The organism is Leptolyngbya iicbica LK (assembly GCF_004212215.1).
GTDB lineage: Bacteria > Cyanobacteriota > Cyanobacteriia > Phormidesmidales > Phormidesmidaceae > Halomicronema > Halomicronema iicbica.
The window spans coordinates 1217975-1243776 of the sequence record NZ_QVFV01000002.1 but is presented as its reverse complement, the minus strand read 5'-3'; the positions used below and the strand labels follow the sequence as shown (position 1 = coordinate 1243776).

Annotated in this window: 22 protein-coding genes, 1 tRNA gene and 1 pseudogene; 7 read left to right on the top strand and 17 right to left on the bottom strand. The window is 52.0% G+C overall.

From position 1 onward, the window contains the following. Positions 1–52 precede the first annotated feature (52 nt). From DYY88_RS12555 to DYY88_RS12535, 5 genes are all read right to left on the bottom strand, one after another. Positions 53–1357 (bottom strand): SUMF1/EgtB/PvdO family nonheme iron enzyme, encoded by a 1305-nt coding sequence (locus tag DYY88_RS12555; RefSeq protein ID WP_084607093.1) that lies wholly within the window; start codon positions 1355–1357, stop codon positions 53–55. Positions 1358–1467: 110 nt separating this feature from the next. Next, complete coding sequence (locus DYY88_RS24715; RefSeq protein WP_039727590.1) at positions 1468–4149, bottom strand: formylglycine-generating enzyme family protein; 2682 nt, start codon at positions 4147–4149, stop codon at positions 1468–1470. Further along, positions 4146–5141 (bottom strand): AAA family ATPase, encoded by a 996-nt coding sequence (locus DYY88_RS12545; RefSeq protein WP_039727591.1) that lies wholly within the window; start codon positions 5139–5141, stop codon positions 4146–4148. Before DYY88_RS12545 ends, DYY88_RS24715 begins: the two co-directional genes overlap by 4 nt. Beyond that, complete coding sequence (locus DYY88_RS12540; protein ID WP_039727594.1) at positions 5138–6937, bottom strand: VMAP-C domain-containing protein; 1800 nt, start codon at positions 6935–6937, stop codon at positions 5138–5140. Before DYY88_RS12540 ends, DYY88_RS12545 begins: the two co-directional genes overlap by 4 nt. 4 nt (positions 6938–6941) lie before the next feature. Further along, the gene (locus DYY88_RS12535) at positions 6942–7286 is read right to left on the bottom strand and encodes a CU044_2847 family protein (RefSeq protein ID WP_039727595.1); all 345 of its coding nucleotides are present in this window, start codon (positions 7284–7286) and stop codon (positions 6942–6944) included. A gap of 443 nt (positions 7287–7729) precedes the next feature. On the opposite strand from DYY88_RS12535, the gene DYY88_RS12530 reads away from it, so the two are divergent. Beyond that, positions 7730–9163, top strand: a complete 1434-nt coding sequence (locus DYY88_RS12530; RefSeq protein WP_039727597.1) for a class I SAM-dependent DNA methyltransferase — start codon at positions 7730–7732, stop codon at positions 9161–9163. Between the two features lie 6 nt (positions 9164–9169). Here the strand turns inward: DYY88_RS12530 and DYY88_RS12525 are convergent, their stop codons facing one another. From DYY88_RS12525 to darT, 3 genes are all read right to left on the bottom strand, one after another. Next, positions 9170–9649: a hypothetical protein gene (locus tag DYY88_RS12525; RefSeq protein ID WP_130199418.1), complete on the bottom strand. Its 480-nt coding sequence runs from the start codon at positions 9647–9649 to the stop codon at positions 9170–9172. 23 nt (positions 9650–9672) lie between these two features. Next, the gene (darG, locus tag DYY88_RS12520; RefSeq protein WP_039727600.1) at positions 9673–10722 is read right to left on the bottom strand and encodes a type II toxin-antitoxin system antitoxin DNA ADP-ribosyl glycohydrolase DarG; all 1050 of its coding nucleotides are present in this window, start codon (positions 10720–10722) and stop codon (positions 9673–9675) included. 112 nt (positions 10723–10834) lie between these two features. Further along, on the bottom strand, positions 10835–11464 hold the full coding sequence (gene darT, locus DYY88_RS12515) for a type II toxin-antitoxin system toxin DNA ADP-ribosyl transferase DarT (protein ID WP_039727602.1): 630 nt from the start codon (positions 11462–11464) through the stop codon (positions 10835–10837). Between the two features lie 90 nt (positions 11465–11554). On the opposite strand from darT, the pseudogene DYY88_RS24710 reads away from it, so the two are divergent. Next, positions 11555–12259 (top strand): annotated as a pseudogene (locus DYY88_RS24710) (restriction endonuclease subunit S). Positions 12260–12580: 321 nt separating this feature from the next. Then, positions 12581–13081 (top strand): restriction endonuclease subunit S, encoded by a 501-nt coding sequence (locus tag DYY88_RS12500; protein WP_242517612.1) that lies wholly within the window; start codon positions 12581–12583, stop codon positions 13079–13081. Between the two features lie 82 nt (positions 13082–13163). On the opposite strand, the gene istB is transcribed toward DYY88_RS12500, so the two are convergent. Then, the gene (gene istB / locus DYY88_RS12495; protein WP_039723441.1) at positions 13164–13934 is read right to left on the bottom strand and encodes an IS21-like element helper ATPase IstB; all 771 of its coding nucleotides are present in this window, start codon (positions 13932–13934) and stop codon (positions 13164–13166) included. A 39-nt stretch (positions 13935–13973) separates the two neighbouring features. Next, a complete protein-coding gene (istA, locus tag DYY88_RS12490) occupies positions 13974–15518 on the bottom strand; it encodes an IS21 family transposase (RefSeq protein ID WP_039723440.1) in 1545 nt (514 codons plus the stop codon). 115 nt (positions 15519–15633) lie between these two features. Here istA and DYY88_RS24175 point away from each other — a divergent pair, with 115 nt between their 5' ends. Together DYY88_RS24175 and DYY88_RS12485 are read left to right on the top strand one after the other, a co-directional pair. Further along, on the top strand, positions 15634–15798 hold the full coding sequence (locus DYY88_RS24175; RefSeq protein WP_165390115.1) for a hypothetical protein: 165 nt from the start codon (positions 15634–15636) through the stop codon (positions 15796–15798). A gap of 261 nt (positions 15799–16059) precedes the next feature. After that, a complete protein-coding gene (locus tag DYY88_RS12485) occupies positions 16060–16284 on the top strand; it encodes an HNH endonuclease (RefSeq protein ID WP_039727609.1) in 225 nt (74 codons plus the stop codon). Between the two features lie 81 nt (positions 16285–16365). Here DYY88_RS12485 and DYY88_RS12480 read toward each other — a convergent pair whose 3' ends face one another. Together DYY88_RS12480 and DYY88_RS24495 are read right to left on the bottom strand one after the other, a co-directional pair. Beyond that, positions 16366–18324, bottom strand: a complete 1959-nt coding sequence (locus DYY88_RS12480) for a hypothetical protein (RefSeq protein ID WP_039727611.1) — start codon at positions 18322–18324, stop codon at positions 16366–16368. Positions 18325–18692: 368 nt separating this feature from the next. Next, positions 18693–18926, bottom strand: a complete 234-nt coding sequence (locus DYY88_RS24495; protein ID WP_152624687.1) for a hypothetical protein — start codon at positions 18924–18926, stop codon at positions 18693–18695. A gap of 534 nt (positions 18927–19460) precedes the next feature. On the opposite strand from DYY88_RS24495, the gene DYY88_RS12475 reads away from it, so the two are divergent. After that, positions 19461–21272, top strand: a complete 1812-nt coding sequence (locus DYY88_RS12475; protein WP_130199416.1) for a hypothetical protein — start codon at positions 19461–19463, stop codon at positions 21270–21272. A 338-nt stretch (positions 21273–21610) separates the two neighbouring features. On the opposite strand, the gene DYY88_RS12470 is transcribed toward DYY88_RS12475, so the two are convergent. Continuing rightward, positions 21611–21684 (bottom strand) — tRNA-Pro (locus tag DYY88_RS12470). 232 nt (positions 21685–21916) lie between these two features. Here DYY88_RS12470 and DYY88_RS12465 point away from each other — a divergent pair. Next, positions 21917–22597 (top strand): MIP/aquaporin family protein, encoded by a 681-nt coding sequence (locus tag DYY88_RS12465; RefSeq protein WP_039727615.1) that lies wholly within the window; start codon positions 21917–21919, stop codon positions 22595–22597. A 117-nt stretch (positions 22598–22714) separates the two neighbouring features. Here DYY88_RS12465 and DYY88_RS12460 read toward each other — a convergent pair whose 3' ends face one another. From DYY88_RS12460 to DYY88_RS24170, 4 genes are read right to left on the bottom strand one after another with little or no spacing between them, the layout of a single operon-like run. Further along, positions 22715–23476, bottom strand: coding sequence for a hypothetical protein (locus DYY88_RS12460; protein ID WP_039727617.1), 762 nt, complete (start codon positions 23474–23476; stop codon positions 22715–22717). Beyond that, the gene (locus tag DYY88_RS12455) at positions 23469–23861 is read right to left on the bottom strand and encodes a hypothetical protein (RefSeq protein WP_039727619.1); all 393 of its coding nucleotides are present in this window, start codon (positions 23859–23861) and stop codon (positions 23469–23471) included. Before DYY88_RS12455 ends, DYY88_RS12460 begins: the two co-directional genes overlap by 8 nt. A 15-nt stretch (positions 23862–23876) precedes the next feature. Next, entirely contained in the window at positions 23877–25583 is a 1707-nt protein-coding gene (locus DYY88_RS12450) for a hypothetical protein (RefSeq protein ID WP_039727621.1), read from the bottom strand. Next, positions 25576–25752: a hypothetical protein gene (locus DYY88_RS24170; RefSeq protein ID WP_160299569.1), complete on the bottom strand. Its 177-nt coding sequence runs from the start codon at positions 25750–25752 to the stop codon at positions 25576–25578. Before DYY88_RS24170 ends, DYY88_RS12450 begins: the two co-directional genes overlap by 8 nt. Positions 25753–25802: the final 50 nt, after the last annotated feature.

Here is a 25802-nt window from a genome sequence, read left to right as displayed (position 1 = left end):
AGAGGAGACGTGGAATCGCAGCATTAGTGAATATGCGACGAAAAAAACCTGTTCAGAGAGGAAATGTTAACTCACATACCGTACCGCCCTGGGGAATGGAGACACGAGAAAATTTACCTTTAAGCTTGGCCTCTAATCTGTAGAAAGCTTGAGTTCCCTCACCAACATAGGACGATTGAATTCCAGGCCCATTGTCTTTGACCCGTAGAGAGTAGAAGCCATCAACTATTTTTCCAGTCACCTCTAAACGAGTCGCTCCGATCGCATGCTTGCCAACATTTTGTAATGCCTCTTCAAGGAACCAACAGATTTGTCGCTTGGTGTCCACATCACAATTCAGATTCAATGGTTCAAGTTTTACTTGACGGGACTTGATAGATGTAAACCCAGGCAGTTTTCTTTTACGGCTTTCATCGTAAATGACATATAAAACCTTATGGAGCGGCTGAGTCAAATCGAGTCTGCGGTTCGGGTATAGAAAATAAAAGTCGCCGCCACTACCTACCGCTTGAGTTGTTTGTAATTGCGGCTCATTACAAACAACTCGAAAAGTGTTGTCGTAGTCGCCGTAGCCAGGCGCATCGTAGCAGCGATACGCAGAACGACAAGCCCCCGGACTGAAAAGCCATGAGCCACCCCGTACAGCTCGCCTGTCTTGTCTACCCCCCTCAGTCCAGGCACTGCCGTCAGTAGGTGCTCCTTCGTAATTGTCGTGCCATACGTCTTGACACCACTCCCAGGCGTTACCGTGCAGATCGCATAAACCGAAAGCGTTAGCAACTTTGAAGTGATTGACGGGAGTTGTTTTCTCTAGATTTTTTCCAGTTGGCCCATCGCCATAACGACCTTTGTATTTATTGCCGCGGATCTCGCGATCAATGCCGCAGTAATTGCCGAGATCAGGGGTAATCGTTTCACCAAAGTGAAACGGGGTATTAGTGCCAGCGCGGCAAGCATATTCCCATTCCGCCTCAGTAGGCAAGCGATAAGAACGACCAGAATAGGCAGAGAGTCGAGCACAGAACTCCATTGCTTCGTGCCAGTTCACCTGCTCTACCGGATGCTCGTTACCCTTGAAGTTAGCTGGATCAGCCTTGAGCCCAAGTTCTATCTGGGGTAAGTTTGCCACGGCACGCCATTGGGCCTGGGTCACCGGGTATGTGCCCATAAAGAAGCTTGGCACTGTTACCTGATGCTGGGGGCCTTCGCGGTCAAGCCGCTCCAGCTCATCCTCTGGGGAGCCCATGACAAAATTACCCGCAGGGATGAGGGTCATTTCCAAATCAATTCCATTTCCCAAAGACTCAGTAAAACACTGGGCTTGGTAGCGTTGGCGGTTAAGGGTGAGTTCGGGCATGGGATGGAGATCGTAGTTAGAAGCTGGAAAACAGAATGGAGGGCAAGATACCCAAAATCGTCTAAGTATCCGATGGGTTGCGTGCTAGCTGAGAGCAGAAGCGCAAAGTGCTAAGAAAGGCTTGAGGTCGAAAGACACACTCGAAAACCTACATAATTTAGTGCTCCAGACCGATTAGCGGGCTCTCGATATGCAGAACGACAGCCTCTGGAAAAAGTGAACCAAGAACCTCCACGCATCACAGGTCGCTTGTCATCACTTTGAGTCCAGGCACTGCCATCAATTGGTGCCCCTTCATAATTGCTATGCCACATATCTTCGCACCACTCCCACACATTGCCGTGCATATCGCTAATGCCCCATTTATTAGCTGGAAAACTGCCTACTCGTGTTGTCTTGTCGCGATTTTGCCCCGTAGGACCATTGTTATAAACTTCACTGCCGTTATAGTTAGCCAAATCAGTTGTAATCATCTCGCCAAAATGAAACGGGGTCTTTGTCTCTGCCCGGCAGGCATACTCCCATTCTGATTCACTTGGTATGCGATACTCACGTTGGGTGTAAGCAGATAGTCGCTGACAAAATTCTTGGGCCTCATTCCAACTAACTTTTATTACAGGCAAGTCATGTCCCTCAAACTTTAAGAGTTTATTTGATAACCCAGGATTTAGCTTAGTCTGTATGCGCTGTAAACCTGCCACAAAGCGCCATTGTGCCTGTGTCACTGGATAACGTCCTATTAAAAAGCTGCTCACTGCTACCTCATGCTGTGGCCCTTCATCACTCGTTCGTTCTGGCTCATCTGTTGGTGAGCCCATTATAAAGCTACCGCTGGGCACCCAAACCATCTCTAGCGTCAGGTCATCCCCGAGCAGCTCTACCAATTGTCGTCCTTGTCCTTGTTGCTTCTCGATCTGCCAGCGGGTTCGCTGTGGCCCTAACCCAAATAAAATGCGCTGATCTTGTTTTGCGATGGTTGCCGTCTCAAACTCAAATGGCTTGAGAATTGCTGTTGTAGACTCTAGCTCTACCGTGACGACTTCAAATTCCTTTGTGCGCAGCTCTGGCAAGGTGACCGTAGCGGACACAAATCTTGCAACCTCAAATTCAAATGTTTTTAATGGTGAAAACTCTGTTTCGGTGGGAGCAGCATGCGTTTCATCTATAGATTGTGGGGCTTCAGGCTGCCCCAGCAGTTCTACCAGCTCGGCATATTCTTGCCCCATGCGCTGCAACGTCCGCCGCGCCAAATAGGCAAACGGCAACACCTGCCCCTCCGCCTCTTCACTGAGTTCCAGATCGGGCGTCAGCAATGCCTCGAAGGTGCGTGTACCCAATCCCCACCGCTCCGACAGATAGGCCGATACCGTATCCAACACCTTCTCCGTCGTAGGCACATCCACCGCATCCGTTAGCAGATCCCGCACCTTCTCACTGACAAAGTCATAGGTCTGGCTATGCCCTCCCTCCGGCTTCTCAGTGCGCGTCATGCGGATGAGGCCACTCATAAACACCTCCGCCACATGCACCTGCCGCGCCTCTGGCAGCAATGTCTGCCGCAGTAAGTCAGTGATCTCCGGGCTCACAGGCACCGCCGCCATCATCCCCGCTAATCGCTGGGCCACAATCGATGCCCCCCCGCGAAAACGTCGCACCAGCGCCAAGGGCTCCATATCCTCAGAGGTTTTAGCGGGGGGGGGCGGAATATTGCTCCAATCAAACTGTACTGCCGCTGCTCGGGCTTCCCCAGCACCGACGAGCACCCTGGCCCAAGGCTTAATCGAGTTTGGCTCGACGGTGACTACTGGCACCGTCAGCGTGGCGGGTGACGGCTCGCCATCTGATTCATCCATCAAAAAATCAAGAGGGGCCTCCACCTGCCAGTTGGCGGTCACGGTGCCGGGGGTAAGCGACTTGACCCACACCGGCGTGCCCTCTCCCAACGCGCTGCGTTCCCATAACCGCTGGGGCAAGAGCTGCATCACCGTCGTGGGGGCATGATTTTCCCACAGCTCTAGCCAGCGATAGAGTTGGCTCTGCCGCCATAGCGCTGATGTACAATCGCTCACCACTAAAATCAGCCGCCGCCCCGCCGGATCGATCAGCTCTTTGGGACTGCGCGATCGCTGGCCCGGTCGAGGCGCATGATTGCCCGAAAATAGCTGCGGTTGACCCGACTCATCAGCCGTTAGCCGCCAAGACTGTACCGTCCGAAATGCGCCCTGCCGCTCGGTGAGTAGTCGCAGTTCTTGGATCAGCGATCGCCAAATCGGCATAGAGTCGGTTTCTTCCACCACTAGGGCCAGCTCCAGCCAGCGCTCTGCGGCCGGACGCATTACGGGCAACCAGACATCCTGCTCCGCGATTTGATTCGCCGTTGCATCTTCGTCCAGGTACTGGCGATTGAGCGCGGCTACCTTGCGCATCAAGGGCCGCAGGGCTCGCCCCAGCTCTAGCCGAGTGCGCAACGCGGGGGCGGCAGGGGCGGATACCGCGATGCCGCCAGCGGGCGACTGGCGAGTTTGTTGTTCCCCTGCTGGGGCGGAATCACGCTGGGTGACGGCCACGCGATCGGGCGGCGGCAATTCAGATAGTGGTAAGTCTTCGCCCCAGACCACATCGACGTCGGTGTCGGTGTCTTCAGTGGGGTCAGGGGCGATAGATGGGATTTCTCCGGTCTGGTTCGCCAGCCAGAGAATATCCATCAAATCTTCGGCACAGAGATCCAGCTTCACCTGCTTCAGCACATCGGTGAAGTCTAAAAACTCAGGGCCAAAGTCATTTTGGCTCATACCCCGTCGCGGCTATCCAACCGCTTGAGAATCGCCTTCACTAAGGCCTCTCGGTCTGTTCCCTGGGGCGAAAGCTGCCCCTGACTCACCAGATAAATGGCATTGAGTAACTGATCGGTCGCCATCTCGCCCGCCGTGCGCTGGGCTAAAAAGGCTTTGAGCCGCTTCGTCACCTCGTCTGCATCGGCCTCACCCAAATGGGCGGCGACAATGCGCCGCAGCCGTGGTTCTTGCGGTTCAGCCATGTCCAGCCGCAGACAGCGTCGCAAAAACGCCGGGGGAAAGTCTCGCTCGCCATTGCTCGTCAGAATTATAAAGGGGAAATTGGTGCAGCGCACTCGCCCCTTTGTGACCTCGGCATAGGCAGCGCTTTCTTCATCGGCGACATCTGCACTGCTATAAGCGGTCTGCACCGTCACCGTGGGCTGGGTGGTGGCAATCCGGGTCAGCTCCGGGATCGTGTACTCCCCGTTTTCAAAGACATGGAGCAGATCGTTTGGCAAATCCACATCGCTTTTGTCAATTTCATCAATCAGCAACACCCGGGGACGCTCTGAGGGCAGTAGCGCCGTTCCCAGGGGGCCGAGGGTGATGTATTTGCCAATCCGGTTCAGGCTGTCATCCGGATTCAGCTTGGCATCTTGTAGCCGGCCCACCGCATCGTAGTTGTAGAGGCCATCCTTCAACGTCGTGCGAGTCGTAATCGGCCAGTACAGCACTTCCCCCAGATCCAGCTCATAGGCGACTGAATAGGCCAGCGAGGTTTTGCCGGTACCCGGATTGCCCGTGACCAGCAGCGGTCGCCGCAAGTACAACGCCGCGTTCACCATATTGATTTCTTCTTCTTCAGCATAGAAGAGGGCACCACGATGGGCCGGCTGACTCTCGGCAGCCGAGTCTGGTTTGGTAAAGGTACGCCAACTGGGTGGCGGGGGGAGTTGCCACTCGCTGGAGGTGGCGCGGTCGTTCTTGTAGACTTTCCAATCGCTCATGATGCCAAGTCGTCCGTGTCGGGCGGAACTAAATTCGGGTCTTCCCACACTAAAGACAGATGATGCCCGATATGCTCATCTTTTGCCAGGGGAAAGGCGTTTCGGCGAGCTTGCCTGACCGATTCTGGCAACCCCTCAACACAACACCCTAAGAGGGTTGTGAATTCTGTGTTGCAGTCAACTTGACTTAGCGACTCGCGCAGCCAAATGGCGGTAGGCGCACCACTGGTCAAAACTGCTTTAAGAGGATTCCCAACGGCTAATTGCGTCGGACACTTGAGCAGCTGAATGCCAACCTTTTCAGGATTTTGTAGCAGCTCAATTTTGAGCTCTTTCAAATTGGTGTCATCTTCAGCGGGCAGTAGCGCCGTACAGCAGGGACTTTGCTTATTCGGATCGATTTGAATCCATTGTTGCTCCCATAGCGCCCGAAAACCCTTGCGTTCATAGGCATTGAGTAATCGATCCGAACAGCGCACGACAAAGCGATGCAGAATTGCCAGCGGATCAGGTTCGTCTTCGTCCTCTAGAAATTCCAAATCATCGTCATCTTCATCACCAATCGCAAAAGCGGCGGCCCATTCCAGGGACTCTTTCAGCAACGAAAAGGGCAGAAACAGTTCAATTGTTAGGTTTGCCAGCTCCGCACTACTACATAAGCCTCGACAATCCGCTAAGCAGGCTTGAATCACCTCAGGCAGCTGAGCCAGTTGAATGGGAGTGTCTTCGTAAGGGGCGATCGCGGGAATTGGTTCAAACCCTTCTGACTTTTTCCAGTTGTACCGAGTGCGATCAGGGATGAACAAAGAGCCGATGGAATAGACACCCTTAATGTCCGAGGTTTTCAGCCAGATTAACAAGTGAGGAGATGCCGTGTTGGCTGTGATGGCCTGTTCTAACTGAATTTGAGGGGCGATCGCCTGCTCAACGGCCTCAGTATCAATTTCTCGTTGTTTCAGCCATGCCCGGAGTTGCTGCTTCAACGGCAACGCTACGGGAAACTCTGCCAGCGTCAAACAAACCGCAAACCGCACAAGAGCTGAGTACCCCCCTTGATCTTTCATGCGAGCCAAAGCCTTGACCTTGCTCGGTAAATCTTCTGGCACTGGCTGCAGAGCTCCCTCCGGCCGACAGACCCGATAAGCCCCTTCAACACTTTCACTAGGTACGGCGGCACCTTCGAGTAACGCGAGCAGACTGATTGCTTCGCCCCCTTTGAGGGCATCAATCAGTTGCCGATAAGGGATCAGGTAAGCAATTTTGGCGTCCGGTCGGTCTTTATCGCGCAATCGTGCCAAACCGATGACACCCCCAAATTCAACGCTCCAAACTGGTGCACCGCTAAACCCTGGCTCAATGCCATAGCCCTGGTCGGTATCGCCTTGGATCTGGACTAAATTGCCGGTGGCATCCCCAATAATTCTGCCAAGCGCCCAACCACCAATCGGTTGCTTATCCGGGAAACCGTAAACCTTAAAATTGCCATCGGTGTAGTTCCGAGAAGGGCGAAACGGTAACGGCTTTGTGCCTGGTGGCAGTGGATCTAACAGTCTGACACCAGCAATGTCGCGCTCTGGTTCCCAGTACTCCACAGTGCCTTTAAGCTGCTGTCCATCCCCCTGAAAAGGAAAATCAAGACCGACTTCTGCCGGGGGAGTGTTGGCTCGTGTCAACACATGAGCACAGGTCAACACATAGCGATCGGACACTAAAATACCAGCCCCGGCAATTTTGGAGCCGTGATAAAACCGTGCTAAGGCAGCTTTATATTTTGCTTCGTTTTCAGGCGTCCACATGCGGTCAGTCAGCCTTGGCCTCGTCACCTTTCCACTTCAAGGTGACTTCAAAGTTAACTTGCCCACCTACGGAAGAAAAAACGACCCCCGCATCTACGCTCAAATTCAAACCAAACTTGACTTCTACCTCATCAGCGGGTGTGGTCAGTCCTGTTTTGAACCGAGTCGCGATCGATGAGACAACGGGACGGACTTGAGCGATCGCCTCTTCAAAGCTCTTTGTCGCTCGGTAGACCATCTGCCCATCAACCGATACGGGTTCCAGAGCGTTTTCTGATTCGGGTTCTGGCACCTCAATGAGGAAGGTGCCACCACCTTCTAGCTGAAATTCTGCCAGGGCTTTTTCCAAGTCGCTTCTCCAAACTAATCCCTTTGAATGATGGCGAGAGAACCTGGAGGAGTCAAGAGTAATGCCAATCGATCCATACAACCTAGCCAACCCTTCAAAAGAAATTACAAGTTCTGTTTAATTTATGGCTTTTATTAGAGAAACAGGCAGGCGGGTAGTCGGAGTTTGTTCCGGTCAAAAACAAAAGAGCACCACGCTAGCAAAGTAGCCATATAGGGGGAGGAACTGGGGGGCGATATTTAACAGAAGCCCTAAAATCTTTAATAGAAAAGGCTCCTAAGTATAACCTAACAACGTTGACATCGTGGGGGTCACTGGTTCGAGTCCAGTTACGTCCATTCCTTAGGAATTGGTAATATTGGCCCTATCCTTGAGATTGCTGTGCAGCAGGGGTATGCAGTCGAAGAAGTCTAAGATTCTGTCCGAAATCTAGAGATCTCTACATGACCGATATCGTTAACAAGCTTTGGGGCTTTTGCCACACCCTCCGCCACGATGGCATTGATTACGGCGATTACATTGAGCAGCTGACCTACCTGCTGTTTCTCAAAATGGCTGATGAGAAAGGCATTGATATTCCCGTCGTCGAGGACAAATCCTACGACTGGAATAGTCTCAAAGCCCTCTCGGGTGTGGCCCTGACCGATCACTACGGCGAGCTGTTGCGCGTGCTGCGGGAGAGCAAGGGCATTTTGGGCGATATCTTTGCTCAGTCGATGCCCCGCTTCAATAATCCGGTGAACCTGAAACGCCTCATCACCATGATCGATGAGGAAGAGTGGACTGAGCTGGATGTGGATGTGAAAGCGGCGGCCTTTGAGGGGCTGCTGGAAAAGGCAGCCAGTGAAGGCAAGAAGGGAGCCGGTCAGTATTTCACTCCGAGACCACTGATTCAGTCCATTGTGCGGGTCATGAAGCCTGACCCCAGGGTGAGCCCCCATTTCAAGATTTGTGACCCAGCCTGTGGAACCGGCGGCTTTGTAATTGCTGCCTACCAGTGGCTCATGGAAGAAACAGGAGGGGCATTAGACCGGAAAGACTATGCCCGCATTCGCACCAAGACCTATTACGGACAAGATTTGGTGCCTCGGCCTCGACGGTTAGCCCTGATGAATCTATTTCTGCAGGGGTTAGAGCCCAAGATTTATCTTGGGGATGCCATTTACGAAGCCGATCGCGGTGAAAAGTACGACTGCATTCTCACCAATCCACCGTTTGGCACCCGTGGAGCGAACCAAGCGCCCGATCGCGAAGACTTCACCATCGAAACCAGCAACAAACAGCTCAATTTCGTCCAGCACGTTCTGAAGGTGCTGAAGCCAGGGGGAAGGGCGGCGATGGTGCTGCCGGACAACTGCCTGTTTGAGGGCAAGGCGGGCGAAGTCTTCGAGATTCTGATGCAAGATTGCAACGTTCACACAGTCTTGCGGCTACCCAGGGGCACCTTTACGCCATACTCCCAGGGTGTGAAGGCGAATGTGGTCTTTTTCCAAAAGGGCTTGCCGACGAAGGAAACCTGGATTTTCGATGCTCGCTCCAATGTTCCGGGAGTTACCAAGAAGGAGCGGCCTCTGACGCCTCAGCATTTTACTGAGTTTGAGCAGTGCTATGGCGATGACCCAGACGGCAACAGCCCCCGCACTGATTTGGGCATGGAAGGGCGCTTCCGGAAGTTCTCACTAGAAGACATCAAGGATCGCGATTACAAACTCGACATCACCTGGATTAAGGATGAGAGCTTGGAAGAAGATTTGCCCGAGCCTGATTTCCTGGCCAGTGAAGCGATCACGGAGTTGGAAGCGGTCGTCGATGACCTGAAGGACATCCTTCAGGCGTTGGAAGAGACGGGTACTTTGTCTGACAGTGCCGTTGGTTAACTGCGTCTACTCCTCCTTCTGTTCAGGCTCCTTTTTGTCTTTGGTCGGCGGTTGGTTAAGTTGACTGAGTAGATCAGCGACTTGCGACTGGATATCGTCAATCGGTTGCTTCGACGGAGATTGAGAGCGTTTAGTGCTGGTCCAGCTTCCCAGTTTGAAGGCGTCTCGATTGTAGATACTGCTGGCCAAATCGCCTTTCTTGTCTTGAAAACATTGCTCTATACACTGGAGCAGTTCATCAGGAATGAGAGACAGATTGACCTCAAGTTTCAAGATGGGTTGTTCGCCTGCTATCAATTGTTCGATCGCACGGCCTAAGGCCGGTTGCAAAATCGCTGGGTCAAGCTCAAGGCTGATATTTTTGGCTGGTTGCTCAGGAGGCTCTTCCGCTAAACGTTGCTGAGCCGCCAGCAGCCTTGCATAAGCTTTCTGGGCTTTTTCCAGCACATAGGGAGGGATATTGGCAGACTTTCGTTTTCTGGGCATAACGTGCAAGCAGAATAGAACTTCTACCCTACGGTAGCCGCCATCCATCCGTAATCGCGCAGGCGTTCCCAGGCTTTTCGCAAGTGCTGGGGCTTAAACAGCCGCCGCTTCCGATCGCTCCACGCCTGTACCGCAGCAATGGCAACGTCCACATCCTCGGCAGCTTTGGGATTCTCCTGAGCAACCCAATGCAGGGTGGCCAGCATTTCCATACCGTAGGGAGTCTCGAAGCCTTCAATCAGTTGGCTGACCCGCTCTAGCCGTGTTTGGGAATCTGGATGGGGCGCTAGGAAGGCTGTGGCGGCTTCGCGGCCTTCTGGCAGGACGTAAATCTGGGATGACTGGGACCGATCGCCATAGCCCCGAATGTAATGCCCATCAATCCGCTGTAGGGCATGGTTCAGCTTGTCGGCATAGGGGCCATAGTGGTGGCGACGATAATCCAGCTTGAGGGTGGCTTCCCCGGCTTCCTGGAGGAAATAGGCCAGCTTTTGGGCTTCTAACCGTCCCAGGCGATAGCCCGGAATGCCGTAGCGGTCAAAGAGGGAAATAACCAGTGCCCGCGCCTGGGTCATTTTAGGTCTGGTGGTGTTCACCTTCACCCGATCAGCGGCAGGAGCGGTGCCGGGTTCATAAATGACGACTTGGATAGCGGGAAGAGCAGCAAAGGCATCGACGATCAACGGCTTTACCACAGCCCAGTCGAGTCCACCGTTGCCGCAGCCTAAAGGGGGAATCGCAATGGACTGAATGCCCAACTCCTGAACGTTTTGCACCAGGGCATCCAGACCAGCTTTGATGTCTTCCAGACGGGATTTACCGCGCCAGTGCCGCTTGGTGGGGAAGTTGATCACATAGCGGGGCGGCAGCAGGCTACCCGTATCAAATACAAACATCTGTCCGGGCTGTACTTCGTTGGCATCGCAGGCCCGTTTGTACGCTTTGAAGTTCTCTGGATAAGCTTGCTTAAACTGCAAGGCAATACCTTTCCCCATCACACCGACGCAGTTCACGGTGTTGACGATGGCTTCGGTCTTTTCATTCAGTAAGTTGCCTTGCTTGAATTCAATCATGCTCAAATAAGGAGCGCCTAGAACTATTGTACTGACTGGTGTGTATTCCTTGAATGGGTCGGGTGTAGCCTAATCTGAGTCCATGAGTCTGACCCGGTTAACTGCGCTTGCATCAGTAGTACCAATTAGGGTACGCATTAACGGGCGTAGATTTATTAAACTTTCTCAGGATTTCTTGAACTTCAGCCTTGATGCCATCGTTTAAGACGCCGATTTCGGTGATCAGTTGCCAAAGCACGGCGAAATAAACTAAGAATTCCGCTTGGCGACGACGTTTCCGGTCGGGGTATTCATCGGTATCATTCCAGTATGTTGATCGCATCACTCGCCAGTCAATGGCTTCGCCCAACTGGGCCAGGTCTTCATAGAACTCGGAGTAGTCAATAACGGCATGGCCGTCGGTAAATACGAAATTAGCCGTATCGGCAGCAATGGCTTCAGCGGTGGTCACCAGATGCACAATGCGAGTCTGCCCTTCAGGGCAGCCGGGGACGTTGCCCCGGTTGATGGTGTAGAGCATGGGAGAGCGAGGGGCAAAATAGAAGGGCACGTACTCATGCAGGTAGCCACCATTGCCGCAGGGCACTTGCTTGCGAGCACGGCGATCTTGAATGTTGCGGTATGAGATATCGCGAAAGTTGACCTGCCGCTGCTGCAATCTGCTGTTTGCCAAGAGTGCGCCTGTTTCGAGGATGAGGGGCAGGTTATCGATATGGGTAATATGGTAAATCTGGGTGGGCATCCAAGAATGAGGTGGATTGTGGAGATTGGTTGGCTATGATACCAGTCCCTTATTCAGACTGGACTGGACTTCATTGAAGTGGCTACAAGCATGACAAATAGAGACTTGAGTCTACTCCCCGATCAATGGCTAAGTGTGAGCATCAACGAACTACTTGAGTTCAAGTATGGGAAAGGTTTACCTAAGGGGCAAAGAAATAACTCGGGACAAGTTGACGTTTATGGCTCTAATGGCACTGTTGGCAAACACGATACAGCTTTGACTCTCGGACCAACAATAGTCGTCGGGCGTAAGGGCTCTGTTGGTGAAGTTAACTACAGCCCTGAAAGCTGTTGGCCAATTGATACGACGTACTATATTGATGAATTTCCAGGGGAGCTACCTCCTAAGTTTTAGGCCTTCTACCTCGCCTCAACTTTGAAAAGTGTTCAAAGTGAGAAATCATCTGCCATCCCTGGAATTAGCCGACAAGACATCTACAAAATCCAAGTCCCTTTGCCGCCTCTTCAGGAACAACGGCGGATTGTGGTTGCCCTGGAAAAACTGCTGGCGAAATGTGAGGCCAGTAAACAGCGGTGCGATCGCATTCCCCACATCCTCAAACGCTTCCGCCAATCCATCCTCGCCGCCGCCTGCTCCGGTCGCCTCACCGCCGACTGGCGCGCCCAAAATCTTCAATGCGATTCACTTGAGTCCTGGAAAGAAGAAAAAATCGGCTCTTTGCTTTCAGAAGATTTAGCGAATGGCCGTTCCGTGGTAGATGCCCAAGATCCATCTCAGAGCTTTCCTGTATGACGTTTAACATGCCTTGAAAATGGCTATATAAATTTGAAAGAGCGTAAGTTAGGAGCCTGGACGAAAGAAGAAGCAGAAAAATATCTGGTCAAGAGGAATGACTTTTTAGTTGCACGAGGAAACGGTTCCCCTCAGTACAAGGACAAAAGTTTTAGAGCCTGATTAAATTCAGAACGCCGCAGGGAGAAGTCCGAGAAAGTGCGCCTGAGAAANNNCTAGCTCACCGCCTCGCTCCTCGATTTGTCAAATCCCGACCACGGTTAGCTTGCAGCTTTCACCGCCATAGTTTTGTCCCTGTACTTTGACGGTTCCCTTTCGCTAGTGGGAAGAGGTGGTTTAGTAAACTGTGATCCGGATGAAGTTGCATATCCTGACACCCTAATCAGAATTCGAATCAAACCCGAAGTTATTTCACCTTATTTCCTAAGCCTAGTATGGGACTCTGAAATAGTGCGTGAGCAGGTTCGAAATTCAGCACATACATCAGCGGGTATTCATAAGATCAATCAAAAAGCGATCAAATCTTACGTTATTCCAGTCCCACCAACTAAAGAGCAAGAAGAGATCATTTTCAGAGTCAAGAAACTATTCAAAGTAGCTGACGAAATCGAAGAGCGTTACAAAAAAGCCCAAGCTTTCGTAGACAAACTTCCCCAATCCATCCTCGCCAAAGCCTTTCGCGGCCAGCTCGTTCCACAAGACCCCACCGACGAACCCGCCGCCGCCCTCCTAGAGCGCATCCAAACCGAGCGTAACGCATCTGCGTATTCTCCTCACTTCGGCACCGAGTTGCATCAACTTCGGCCCCCCCTGAAAACCTGAGCGAATTTCGCCGTCGTCGGGCAGGTCAATTTCATTATGTCGTCAGTTGACGAGTTGGTGACGACAATGATGAACGGCATTTCTAAGCCATGGCGTTTTCCTCCGCAATAAGATCAGTCTGCCCTTGGAGAGGACTGGTGAGTTTGCGCATGGACTCGCCTTTGAGGGTCAACCGTAAAGAGTCGTGGACCAAACGGTCGAGAATGGCATCGGCTAACGTCGGGTCTTGAATTTGGGGATGCCATTGGTTCACTGGAAACTGGGTAGCCAGCAAACAAGAGGAGCGCCGATAGCGGTCATCGAGGAAGTCGAGAACCTCCCGTGCATCATTGGGCGAGAGGGCATCGCGGAGCCATTCATCCAGGATGATCAGGTCAAAGGCTGCAAGTTGCTTGCGGAGTTTCGGGAACGAGCCGTCGACCTTGGCAAACTTCAGTTCCGAGAGGAGTTCAGCGGTTTTGAAATAGCGCACGTTATACCCTTGCTTACAGAGATGGTCCGCTAATACGCAAGCCAGAAAGGTCTTACCCACGCCCGTCGGTCCCATGAAAATGAGGTTGAGATGCTGACTCAACCACTGCCCCTGTGCCCATTCCAGGAATTGGGTTTTCTTCAACCCCCGAGCCACCTGAAAATCAACGGCTTCTAAGGTGGCCGGGGTGGAGAGGTGGGCTTGCTTGAGCCGTCGTTGCAGCCGTTGGTGCTGTCGCCGCAGATACTCGCGCTCAACCAACAGGGCGAAACGTTCATCAAAGGTGAGGTCATGGTAAGTGGATTGTCCCTGTTGCTCTTGCCAGGCCTCCAGCAAGCCAATGAGGCGGAGGGTTTTCAATTGGTCTAAAGTTTGTTGCATCGGTCAAAACTCTCAGTTGTAGATCAGCAGTTGTCGTCGTTATTGGTAATAGTCCGCGCCCCGCACGTTGTCATGACAAGCTGAGGGCACTTGAGGCACTTCAACGAGTGACGGTGGTTGGTCAATCCGGGCTTTGAGAATGGCTTTGAGGCGTCGATATCCCACAAGGGCAAAGGTATTGGCGTGCCGACAGGCATCCTCTAACCGCTGGGGGCCATAGCGAGTGGCTAAGGACTGTAAGCCTTTGAGAGTCCGAAAGGCTTGTTCTTCATGGGCTTTGGCGGCAAAGATATCAGTCACCTGACGGTGAGTGTGGGGGCCCACTTGCTGCGCCCAGGCTAAGAACGTCTCTTTCGACTGACGTTTGTAAGCCCAATGCTCCGGCGGCATATGCTCGGGCAACGTTGTATGACGATAGGGGGCACTTGAGCGCGGATGAACGGCAATGCGGCGATGGTCATAAAAGACTTCCACCAAGCTTTCGCTGATTTTGACGCTGACCTCACGGCGCACAAACCAGTAGGGCACGGAGTAGTAGTGTTTATCGACTTCCAGGTGATAATCCAAGTTCACCTTGGCCTGTTTCCAACGCGCAAACACAAAGGGGCGAGCGGGCAAGGGCTGCAACGCGGGTTGATCAACTTGTTCAAACAGGTCATGACGGGAACAGCCATAGCTTTTCATCAGCCGATGATTGAGCTGCTCTAAGCGGGCTCGAATCGCCTCATTCAGCTCACTGAAACTGGTGAAGCGTTGATGACGCAACGGGGCGAGAATCTGCCGCTCAATCTCCTGGACCGCTTTTTCCACTTTGGCCTTATCCCGAGGTTTCCTCGAGCGAGCGGGCAGAATCGCCACTTGATAGTGCTCAGCAAAGGCTTGATAGCTTTGGTTAACGCCGGGTTCATAGCGACACGGATCTGTGACACCGGATTTCAGGTTGTCGGGGACGATGGCTTTGGGCACGCCTCCGAAGAAGGCTAACGCTCGCTCATGGGAGCCAATCCAGTGCGCTAAGGTTTGCGTCGGCGTCGCTTCGGCAAAGGTGTAGTTACTGGCCCCCAGGCAGGCCACAAAGATTTGGGCACTCTGGCAGGTGCCGCTCACCGGGTCGTGGACGCTTACCGTCTGACCACAGTAGTCGACAAACAACTTCTCGCCACCCTGATGAAGCTGACGCATCGAGAGGTTTTGCTGGGCTTTCCAATGGCGATAACGACGACAAAAGTGACCGTAGCTCAGGTTCCAACGTTGCTGGTCCAGCCCTTCTTGCCACAGTAGGGCTAGCGTCACGCCTTTACCTTGCAACTCACGATGCACCGCCGCAAAGTCAATGACCCTCTGGTCACCGGAAGGCGGTTTACCTTTGCCCAGTTGGGCTTGGGCTTCACTATCACTGAGTTGACACAACTCGGCATAGCGCAGGCCTTTACCGGTCGCACGTCGGATATAGTCCTGCACGGTGGAACGGGCAACCGAGCAGCTTTGCGCAATTTCGCTCTGGTTGTAGCCTAACTCATGCAGGCGGATAATTTCTCGAAATTTCACCATCGGCAATTGGGCTCCTTGACCACTTCGTCTCATGGGGGTGCTCTGCTCCCTGACGCTGGATTGAGCGCAGGGTATAAGCACTTCCTCAGGGCTGGACACGACCTGCCGAAGTTGGCGTTATTTAGGTGCCGAAGTTGATGTCATTCGGGTGCCGAAGTTGGGGGCATTTTGCACCCAACGCGAAGCCACCGCCAAAAAAGCCAAAAAAGCCAAAACCAAAACCACCAGCGGCAAAAAGCGAGGCCGCAAACCCAAAGCCCAAGCCACCCCAAGTACCGCCCCCCAGCAACCCAACATCCCCGGCCTCGACTAGACACGCCACCACCCTCCAAAATCCTGTGCTAAATTTGACCCAAGCACACTGAAATCTTTGGAGGATAAGCCCCCTCACCTTAGTTTGAAGTTTCTGAACAATGCTGAAGCAAAAAACTACAGCACTGTTCAGAGGGTTCAAACCCTATTAAGAAAGCGAGTACAAACTTAAAACTCATTTTTTCTAGACACTCACTGTCGGCGCTTTGCCTTCAGACACCTCAGTGTGCTCCGACCCTTACTCATTCGGAGCATATTTCCTATGTCCAACCACAACATGGGCGGCAAAAATCGTCGCCGCCGCAAAAATAGTCTTCACACCACCTATGGGGGTACTTGCATCTACTGCCGGGGCCAGTTTCCCCAGTCCCAACTCACCATCGAGCACCTCATCCCCCGCAGCCGTGGCGGCTCCAACGCCCTCCACAACCTGCGCCTCGCCTGCTTCCCCTGTAACAACCAACGAGGGGCTAGACCCATGCGCTAAAACCAGTTTGCGGATTCTTGAGCGCTCAAGAATCCGCAAACGGTCGCCCTCTTTGTGCTGCTTTTCTTGCAAGATACAAAACTATTCGAGCTTTCGAACCAGCCCTGTGAAACCGGCTACCCAGAGAGACGTCAGTATCCATCCACAGATAATATGCGCCCAGAAATACCAGCGCAGTAGAGCACCCTGTTTGCACTTCAACATGAGTAACGAGACCTCTGCACCCCGATTAGCATTAGGTATCCAATAGCTCTGCTGATGCAAGTCAACAATGGGCAAAAAGACATCCGTTGAATAAATCAGCGCATTGAAAGCAGGATAGTCTGGCGAAACCTGGGTAGGCGCTGTAGAGGTGTTCCCCACATCACTCGGAGTTATCAACTGTGATGGATGAGAATAGCCCCATTGAAAGAGCAACGTCCCCACCCCAATGAACCCCATAGCCCAATACAAGGCGCGATAGGACTGGTAACCATGGGCAATGAATACCCCCAAGACTCGATTCAAAAATCTTCTGAACGGGTGAAGTTCCGCATACTTAATTCGATCATCTTGTTGGCCAATTAAGACTTTTGTGGCCGCTTCATCATGACCACTCGCTTTCAACACAGCAGCGAGTTGCGCATAAGGTTGAGGGGAAAAGGTCTGAAGTCTTAACCACTTCAGGCGTTTCTTTGCTTGCACCGGTGCAAAGGGCGCTAACCTCTCGTAAGTGAAGCCGTTAAGATATAAAGTCTCTGGCCAATTCTCCTCACTGTCGTTTAGAACACGCGCAGTCGCGAATACATAATTAACCGTTCCAACTGCATCGAATCCATCGATCAAGATTATAGACTCGCCGATCTGTGCAGCCTGGATGTTTAACGCAAGTCCGTTAGGGTTGTGAAACTTGCTGGCCCTGCAATCGAGTCGATTTCCAATTTTGGCTCCCACCAGACTTACTTCGCCATCTGCCTCAAAGCCGTCCATCAAGAAAACATCCTGTCCAATTTCGGCTCCTTGAGCAGCCAGAGCATACCCCTGGGGGGCTCGAAACTTCCCGCCACTACAGGCGAGTTGTCCTCCAATCTTGGCTCCCATCAGACTTACTTCGCCATCTGCCTCAAAGCCATCCGTTAAGAAAACACCCTGCCCAATTTCAGCTCCTTCAGCGATTAAGGCGTATCCACTAGAGTACCGAAACTTGCCACCACTACAATGTAGCTGTCCCCCAGTTTTGATACCTGACAGACTCACTTTGCCATCTGCCTCAAAGCCATCCGTTAAGAAAACATCCTGTCCAATTTCAGCTCCCTGGACAATCAACGCATATGCACTAGAAGACCGAAATTTTCCATTACTGCAATCTAACTGCCCTCCAATCTTTGCTCCAAACAAACTAACTTCGCCATCTGCCTCAAAGTCCTCTATCAGGAAAACATCTTGTCTAATTTCGGCTTTATCTGCAATTAAGGCATAGCCGTTAGAATGTCGAAACTTACCATTAAAACAAGCGAGGTTTCCTCCGATTTTGGCTCCTGTGAGCCTAACTTCTGCCTTTGCCTCAAAGCCATCCATTAAGAGGACATGATGTTCGATCTGCAAATCCGTCGCTGCGAGCGAGGTCGTAGTGACTCTTCCAGTCAAATCTACAATCTGGCTTCCTTCTAGTAGAGACCCAGAAAGATCTAACTGTGAAAGCGATGCACAGTCCAGCCTAATCGCCTCGTCAAAAAGACAGTCACGAAATATCAGCGGAAATTTAATCTCTGCATATTGAAGGTTCAGTGAACCCTCTATCTCAGCGTTAGTAACGCGGACTCCCCAATGAGGAATCTGCGTCACTGCATTGGCATCAGTACATAACCAAGCCAAGAGCTGAGCTGAGAGCTTTTGGCTTGGCGCTAGATTATCAGACTCCTCAGACGCATTGGTACGAGCCTTATTAGAGGTTCGAGGCGCAATATCCTGATAGGTCGATACCGTCGCTAGAAAGTGGCGTTCATCCTCAGATACATGAAACTGGGACTCCGCTAACTCGATTAGATTCCTTGATTCCATCACCACTGCCCTAATCCTTTGCGACAGGTCGAGCACAAATGATGTGCTACGAGGTAGCCACACCGGCTCTAGTGTACGTTGCGATGCGCTTTCGATATCTTCTATATGGCTATTGTTGTGTGGTCAAAAAGATTATGTTTAGAAAATATTTAAATACTTGATCTGCATGACTCGCTCCGACTCAATAGTTGCGCACCCAGCAACTACTCGATCACCTGAAATCACTTCCAAGCCTTCTAGCACAAGGGTTTCAACATCCAAATCCACGTTTTAACACCCAAACGAGTTTTCAACCCTTCCGAGCAACTGGCACACACCCATCGAAGAGTCAGTCAGGCCAAAAATAGTCCATCAAAACTCACCAACTGTCACACAGTATTTTTACTCATCTTCACTGACACCAATCTTTGCCAAGATTCGTCAGACAACTCCCCCCTCACCAAACGCTCCAAAAACTCAGAGACATTACAACCCTCAACCTGCGAAAGCTCTTCAAGCAAAAAGTTCGCCGAAGCGGTCAAGTAGGTATTTCTGCGCCGTTTAGATTCTCCCCAGCGATTAACTGAAACTCCCCGTATCCGCTTCTGTTTCTTGATAGTCATACCGCTATCCCTCACTTCATGCTCACATGCTATGCACAGCAAGGGCTTCAGGAGCATCAGTCAACAAATTGATGACACCTAGAACACTATTGGGAGGCAGAAACCATCCGGGAATCAATGAAATTTCAAACGGTCAGTTAGACGCCCAAAATCACACTCGAACATTTTTCAAATAAATCCAAAACCTCGCCCAAGCATAAGCTTAGTTTATGCGCAAAAACTAGACACAAAAATCCGTGATTTTGGAATATCACGCAGTCAATATCACGCTTTAATTTACGCATCAAATTCCACCTTTAATCGAGCAACCAGACTCTCCTTATGCAAAGGGACTTAGATGCGCATTAGACATACAAAGAAAGCTATTTAAATCCAATTTGTCTTCGAATTAATATATTTTCCCGACATAGGGGTTAATTAAACAGCGACTTTTCGTGATACTTAAGTGCATTTTTGCTTATTTGATAAACTTATAAAAACTGGATTTACCCCAGGACTAGTTTGTGCGCATTAAATTGAGGAGGAAGATACGTTTTGGATGCTCAAAATCACACTGAATCATGGTTTTACAACTCAGCTACTCTAACTCATCAGCTGCTACCTCAAACTCTCTACGAGGCATACGCGAGCTACATTAGAACCTTATCTACTCCCGACGCTAGCAAATTAAATACAGCTTTATTACGATTCACCGTCCCAGGATGGAATGGACCAGAAGCCAAAGGTGCTCGACTATCGACTCAAGAAAAGCAAACAGCCATTCGTTTTCTTAAAACACTTCCCTTTGAGAAGCTATGGAGCGCTGAGAAAGTAATGCATAGCTACCTGCTGCGAATCAATACCGCCAAGAAAGATCGTCGCACTCCTCGCTATAACCTTCGCAAGTTTGTCCGCTGGGCCTCTGATCAAGGATGGGGTAAACCAATCCAGGAAGGTTCCGCACTCGTAGAACGTCGGGTTCGTTTCAATAATCCTGATGGCTTTCAGCGTCCAACCCCTTCCCAAGTTCGGACTTCTATGGGGTACGGGAAGCCCAAAGCCGCTCCAATGAACTTAAAACCTAACGAGGTCAATACTGTTTTAGAAGCTCAACTTCAACAGTGGAATCAGTGGATGATAGAAAACGATATGGGAGAGAGAACTCGGCAAAACAGTCGTAAAACAATTCTGCGGGTCTTAGGTTGGATACACCGCAACGATGGTATTCCTCTAGAGTCCTTGCGATTGGAAACAATCGTCCCCTACATCAAAACGGCCTACAACCTTACCGAGTTTGAGACCCAGCCAGATCCCTTCTCAGCCTGGGTCTTGACCCGAGAAAGGGCCATAGTAGAGCAGCAACGCGCAGCGGACACCACAGTCGAAAGACTCAAGGGCTATCTCTCGTCAACGAAAACTTGCGCACGGGCTAAGATGCAATACTTCATGGTCGTTATCCGACTAGCAAAGTACACCTACGAAAAAGATACAGAGTTTCCCAACGGTCGAGATAGCTACAGAGATATAAGCTTCATACGCCAGTTAAGAAGATACCAAGCACAGCTACAGCGCCAGGCAGAGTCTAAAGGGCCAGTTGTTCCTTTTTCCGCTAAGTCTATCCCATTAGAAGAAGTTCCTAAGATTCTTGAAATCATGAAAGCCAAAACCGATCAAGAGAGAACCTTTCATGGTGTAAAACGCCGCCAAACAGCTGGTGCTAAATCCATGCAGAGATTACTAATGGTTCTCTTTTTCGTTGTGTGCCCACCCCGCCGTGTTGGTGCGATTGCTAACTTAGTGCCTGGAAGAAGCTTAGTTAAAGGCTTGGTTCGTAAAGATGGGCGATTTGTTCCAGAGTCACAACTGGGTTCCAATGAATCCGCTGTTTGGGTCATACGCCTGGGAACTAATAAAAAAGCATCCTATAAGACCGTCAAACGATACGGAGCAGTAGACATTGAGCTGGTGGACTATAAATTCAGCGATGGCACCAGCTTTTACACCTACATCGACCTGTGGCTCGTTGAGTATCGACAAATGCTGGACCCCCAGACCAATACTTCTTTTGTCCGAGACCTGACAAAGGGGCCAATGACATCAAATGCTATGACATGCAAGTTTCGGAGCCAAATGAACACGATCGTAGGTTATCCGATTAGTCCCAAAGAATTTCGCAAGATGTTCGTCACCTACGTAAAAAGCCGTAGCGCAACCACAGAGCGCGATATGGATGGTGCTGCTGCTGCTCTAGGACACTCTAGGAAGATGTTCGACAGCGTCTATGACGAAGAGGAGACCAACCGGAAAATCCAGGCAGGCGTCGAACTCAATAGACGTATTTGGAAAGAAATCAGCCATTCAAGCTGAACTGATACTGTTTTAGTTTTGAAATGTCCCATATCCGAAGCTGAGAAAGTTCAGAGGGTTCCATAGCAGCTTCCAAGTCAGGCGAATCTCCGCCAGAAGCTATGTGGGACATTTCAAAAGCAAATTGGTATGAAGCGAAACCAGCCCATCTATCCGGTCCGAAACTGGTCCGAATTTATTGGAAACTGGTCCGGATCTATCGGACCAATTCCGGACCAGTTTTGACGCATCCTGACGAAATAATGGGGCATCCTGACGAAGCTTATTGAGAATGCCTGTTTGCCAGAAGCCTTTCCCAAAAACAGCGAAACCCCCCATTACTGGGAGGTTTCGGTCAATCGGAGCGGCGGGATTTGAACCCACGACCCCTACTACCCCAAAGTAGTGCGCTACCAAGCTGCGCTACGCCCCGTTAAGCAACCAACGTTGCTTGTCTAAAATAGCATGAAAACCAACGATGTCATCGATTGAAGAGTAATAATCTTTGTGCGCCAAGGGTGACGACCAACTTTTTCGCGGGGTTGCCGAAGTTGATGCAACTCGGTGCCCGAAGTTAGGTGAATGCGCAGATGGTGAGTGAGCCCGGCATTTCTACAGCAATTTTGTATGGTGAACAATAACTGGCTGTCTGACGAACGATCATCATGGAATCATTTCACGGAGAAGTTATTGGGACTGCGCTGCTCATTTTGTTGGGCAATGGTGTCGTGGCCAATGTGGTGCTCAGTGAAACGAAAGCTGACGCTGCTGACTGGAACACGATCGCTCTGGGCTGGGGCATGGCGGTCTTTGTGGCGGTGTTTTCAGTGGCGGCGATTAGTGGTGCCCATCTGAACCCTGCTGTGAGTATCGGGTTGGCGATCGCGGGCAAGCTGCGCTGGAGTCTGTTGCCCGGCTATGTGATTGCCCAATTTTTGGGGGCGATGTTGGGTGCGTTCTTGGTGTGGCTGTTTTATCGGCCCCACTTTGCCAAAACGCGCGATCGCGACCTTAAGATGGCCGCATTTTGCACTTCTCCGGCGATTCGCGACTTGCTCTCTAACTTTATGTGCGAATCGATGGGCACCTCTGTGTTGGTCTTTGCTGTGTTGCAGCTGGCTCAGCCGACGGTGGGGCTGGGCGCGTTGGATGCGCTGCCTGTGGGACTGCTGGTACTCGCTATTGGGTTGTCTCTCGGCGGCACGACGGGCTATGCCATTAACCCGGCTCGCGATTTAGGCCCACGTTTGATGCACACGGTGTTGCCCATGCCCGGTGGCAAGCGTGATAGTGACTGGAGTTATGCCTGTCCTGCCGTCAGCAGGCTACAGGGGTTTCCCGGCTAGGTCTCCCCGGCCTTGCACCCTCTAAACGTCCCTATGGTGTCCCTAGCTTAGGACAAAACAAAAGGCCCCGTATAGGGACCTTCTATAGACTGCTTCAGGAACTTCCCCCGGGATGCCCTACAGGTCGTCTCTCGGATCTGTAGTGCGGTTTTCAAACACAAGGTTAGGTCCCGGGACGTTGCCAACCTCTATACGGGCTCTAGGGGGCTTCGGGGTCCCTTTGCGCTCATCTAAGAACTTCAATAGGCTGGCCGGTTCCCAACGGTCCCACGGAAAGGGCAAGCAGTCGTTAGCGGCTTCCTGTTTTAAGGTCTCTGTGTTTCTGGTTGTATACAACCGACCTGGGACCCCGGGGGCTTCGAACCACATCCCGGGTTCTCTCGCTAGGCTTCCAGGCATAATGGTTCCTTCCCGAAGCCCAGCACTATCACAAACGATCGTCAAGGGAGGCACGTAGCTAGAGCCCTCGGGGTCTATCCCACCTAGGGCCTTTACCGTCTCCCGTAGGGCTGCCTTGAGATCCCGCCAGTTCACCACGGGAGCCTCTAGTAGGTCTCCCAGGTCATCTGCGATCGCCTCTAGTTCCCTAGCAGTTTCCGGGTCCAGTCTCGGGGGGTTAGTGGCCTTGTGGTTGTTGAGCGTATCCTCGACAGAAAAGGTCCAGGCCCCGTTCTGATAGACGGTAGGGGCTCCCCCGTGGGATAGCTCGGTCTCTTCTGGTAGCCCCTCTAAGGTCACCTCTACGTAGGTCCCGTTGTCGGTTCCGGGGAAGAGGTCTAGGGCTGCCTGGATGAGCTTAAGGCAGTCTCGGGACTGTCGGGATAGGGAGCCTTTAGCCTTCCCCTCTAGGGCCTCTAGGGCATCCGATAGGCTAGTCATAGCTGACCTCCGATAGGGCGTCATGGAGCCTAAACAGGTTCTCACCTAAGCACCGCTCGGTTTTAAGGCTGGGGATCCTTGACATGGCGATAAGGCGATCGCAGACCCGGGCCATCTCCATAATCGTCTTCTTGTGCAACTCTGCTGAAGACAGCGAGGGATCCGCCAAAGTGGTCACATCTTGAGTCCCATCGGGGGAAATATCCTTTTTCTGAGAGAGGTCCAGGTGTTTTAGCCGGTGGTTCTCTAATGACTTCCTAGACGGGGTTTCACCTTGAGAAACTAACCAGCGCTCGATATCTGCGATCGCCACCCCTGCCAGCATCATCTCCTCAACGGTGGCTAGGGTTTCCTTTGGTAGTGAACAAGTCTTGCATTTAGGCATCTTCTATATCTCCTCCTACGCAGGCCCTAGGCCTAACTGACCGTTCTGCACATCGCTAAACAGGTCCTCAATAGCCCCGATAGTGTGCTGAGTGGCACCCTCGTACAACGTCTGACCATCAACCTGAAACACGTTCTGGACCGTCACAGGTTGGTTAGACCTGACCGTTTCCCTACGGGGTCCCAGGTCCCGACTCCTGGGCAACGGTGTAGTCTCATCCGGGGTCCCGAGGCCTCCCGTGTTGTTATTCCCGGTTAATCGTTCCCCGATAGCCCCGGTAACAGCTCCAATGACCCCTACGGGACTAGGAATAGCAGCGATCGCACTCTGGACCATCTCTTTGATCTTGTTAACGATCCACTGAAACCCCTCGGTAATAGCAGACCCTAAGGCACTTGCACCTCTAGCCCCCGAGTCCCGGAGATAGCTAACGGTTTCCCCCGTGATGGTCATCATGGCTGCATAGATGCCCTTTGCTAGACCTAGGACAGCCTGGGCAGCCGTCCCTAAGAGACTGGTATAGTCGAGGTTGGCAACAAAGGTCCTAAAGATCTCCATAGCCCGCACAATGGCACCACCTAACCGGGTCCCGGCCTCGGTCCAGTCCAGGGAGGCTAACCAGACACCTAGGTTATCGATCATCTGGGAAACCCAAGATGCTAGCCCGGTTGCTAGGCCCTCAGGGTTAATATCTAGGGAGCCCAGACCGGCATTATCGAGGAAACCCCTAGCACTATCAGCCCAGCGACCTACGGTCATCAGAAAGGACCCTACGGTCTCCATTGGATCCACCCCGGAGAACCCTAGGCGGTTCAGGAGGTCCCCTGCTGACTGCCCTAGGTCTAGGATCTTCCCGGTGGCAACCCCTAGCAGTTCATAGGCGTTTTTCCCCTCAAACCGGGCTAGGCCTCGGAGCCATCCAAAGAGACCTACGTTAGGATCCAGCAAGGATGTCCGGATCCCCTCAAGGGCACTAGCAGCACTGCCCCTCATCTGATCTAATGCTTCATCGGGGATGGCATCATTAAGGACGTCATTCAGCAGACTAACCCGGTCCTCTAGTTGCAGATCCGCAAGCTCGGAGCCGTCTAGGGCCTCCTCCAAGAGGCTAACCAGTCTCGGGTTCTGTTCTCCTAACCGGAGCTGACGTAGCCCCGAGATCGTCAGACCACCATTAAGGAGCCGGTCTATGGTGCTCCCGGCTTCACTGCCGTCTATCCCGGCCCGGACTGACAGGACTCCTGCACTATCTGTGATGTCCTTAAGCTGATCCTTAAAGGTCTCGAGGTTGCCCCCGGATGCCTTAGCTAACGTATCGCTGATCTGGTTGCTCAGGTCCGTATAGAGACTGGTTGCCCCCGGCAACTCTGAAGCCATCCGGGCGATATCCCCGGTTAACCCCCGGGTGATCTCCCTAGCCTCATCGAAGCTAACCCCGAGGCCGTCAGCAACAGCCCCCGCACTAGCCAGAATGCTATTAGTCTGGGAGGCTGCCTCAGGAAGCATAGAAGCTAACCCGGCAACCCCGGCGCCTAAGGCAGTGACCCCGGCTAAGGCTCCCCCGATGGCAACGGTAGATAGACCCCCGAGCAGTTTTCCCACCATGCCCCCGGTAGCCCCAACGGAGGATCCTAGGCTGTTAACCTTCCCGTTAACATCCCCGAGGACCCGGTTTAGTTGGGAAGCGTCACCGGTTAAAGTTACAACTACGGAGTTAGACACTGGCTGTTTCCTCTGTGGTCTCCATGTAGTCTCGGAAGCTGACTAGGCCTCGGGTTTGGGCCTTTAGCAGGGTCCGGAGAATGTAGCTAGAGGGGACCCGGTATTTAGCCGCGATCGCCTCTAAGGTTTCCTTCTCAGACTCAGGTGCCCTGAAAGTGATAGAACACATTACGGATCCTCGATATTCCTATAACTAACCCGTAAGACATTGTGAGACCC

Coding starts and splice junctions, on each gene's coding strand:
- DYY88_RS12555 (WP_084607093.1), bottom strand. CDS start 1,357: ATGCCCGAACTCACCCTTAACCGCCAACGCTACCAAGCCCAGTGTTTT.
- DYY88_RS24715 (WP_039727590.1), bottom strand. CDS start 4,149: ATGAGCCAAAATGACTTTGGCCCTGAGTTTTTAGACTTCACCGATGTG.
- DYY88_RS12545 (WP_039727591.1), bottom strand. CDS start 5,141: ATGAGCGATTGGAAAGTCTACAAGAACGACCGCGCCACCTCCAGCGAG.
- DYY88_RS12540 (WP_039727594.1), bottom strand. CDS start 6,937: ATGTGGACGCCTGAAAACGAAGCAAAATATAAAGCTGCCTTAGCACGG.
- DYY88_RS12530 (WP_039727597.1), top strand. CDS start 7,730: ATGACCGATATCGTTAACAAGCTTTGGGGCTTTTGCCACACCCTCCGC.
- DYY88_RS12525 (WP_130199418.1), bottom strand. CDS start 9,649: ATGCCCAGAAAACGAAAGTCTGCCAATATCCCTCCCTATGTGCTGGAA.
- darG (WP_039727600.1), bottom strand. CDS start 10,722: ATGATTGAATTCAAGCAAGGCAACTTACTGAATGAAAAGACCGAAGCC.
- darT (WP_039727602.1), bottom strand. CDS start 11,464: ATGCCCACCCAGATTTACCATATTACCCATATCGATAACCTGCCCCTC.
- istB (WP_039723441.1), bottom strand. CDS start 13,934: ATGCAACAAACTTTAGACCAATTGAAAACCCTCCGCCTCATTGGCTTG.
- istA (WP_039723440.1), bottom strand. CDS start 15,518: ATGAGACGAAGTGGTCAAGGAGCCCAATTGCCGATGGTGAAATTTCGA.
- DYY88_RS12485 (WP_039727609.1), top strand. CDS start 16,060: ATGTCCAACCACAACATGGGCGGCAAAAATCGTCGCCGCCGCAAAAAT.
- DYY88_RS12480 (WP_039727611.1), bottom strand. CDS start 18,324: ATGGAATCAAGGAATCTAATCGAGTTAGCGGAGTCCCAGTTTCATGTA.
- DYY88_RS24495 (WP_152624687.1), bottom strand. CDS start 18,926: ATGACTATCAAGAAACAGAAGCGGATACGGGGAGTTTCAGTTAATCGC.
- DYY88_RS12465 (WP_039727615.1), top strand. CDS start 21,917: ATGGAATCATTTCACGGAGAAGTTATTGGGACTGCGCTGCTCATTTTG.
- DYY88_RS12460 (WP_039727617.1), bottom strand. CDS start 23,476: ATGACTAGCCTATCGGATGCCCTAGAGGCCCTAGAGGGGAAGGCTAAA.
- DYY88_RS12455 (WP_039727619.1), bottom strand. CDS start 23,861: ATGCCTAAATGCAAGACTTGTTCACTACCAAAGGAAACCCTAGCCACC.
- DYY88_RS24170 (WP_160299569.1), bottom strand. CDS start 25,752: ATGTGTTCTATCACTTTCAGGGCACCTGAGTCTGAGAAGGAAACCTTA.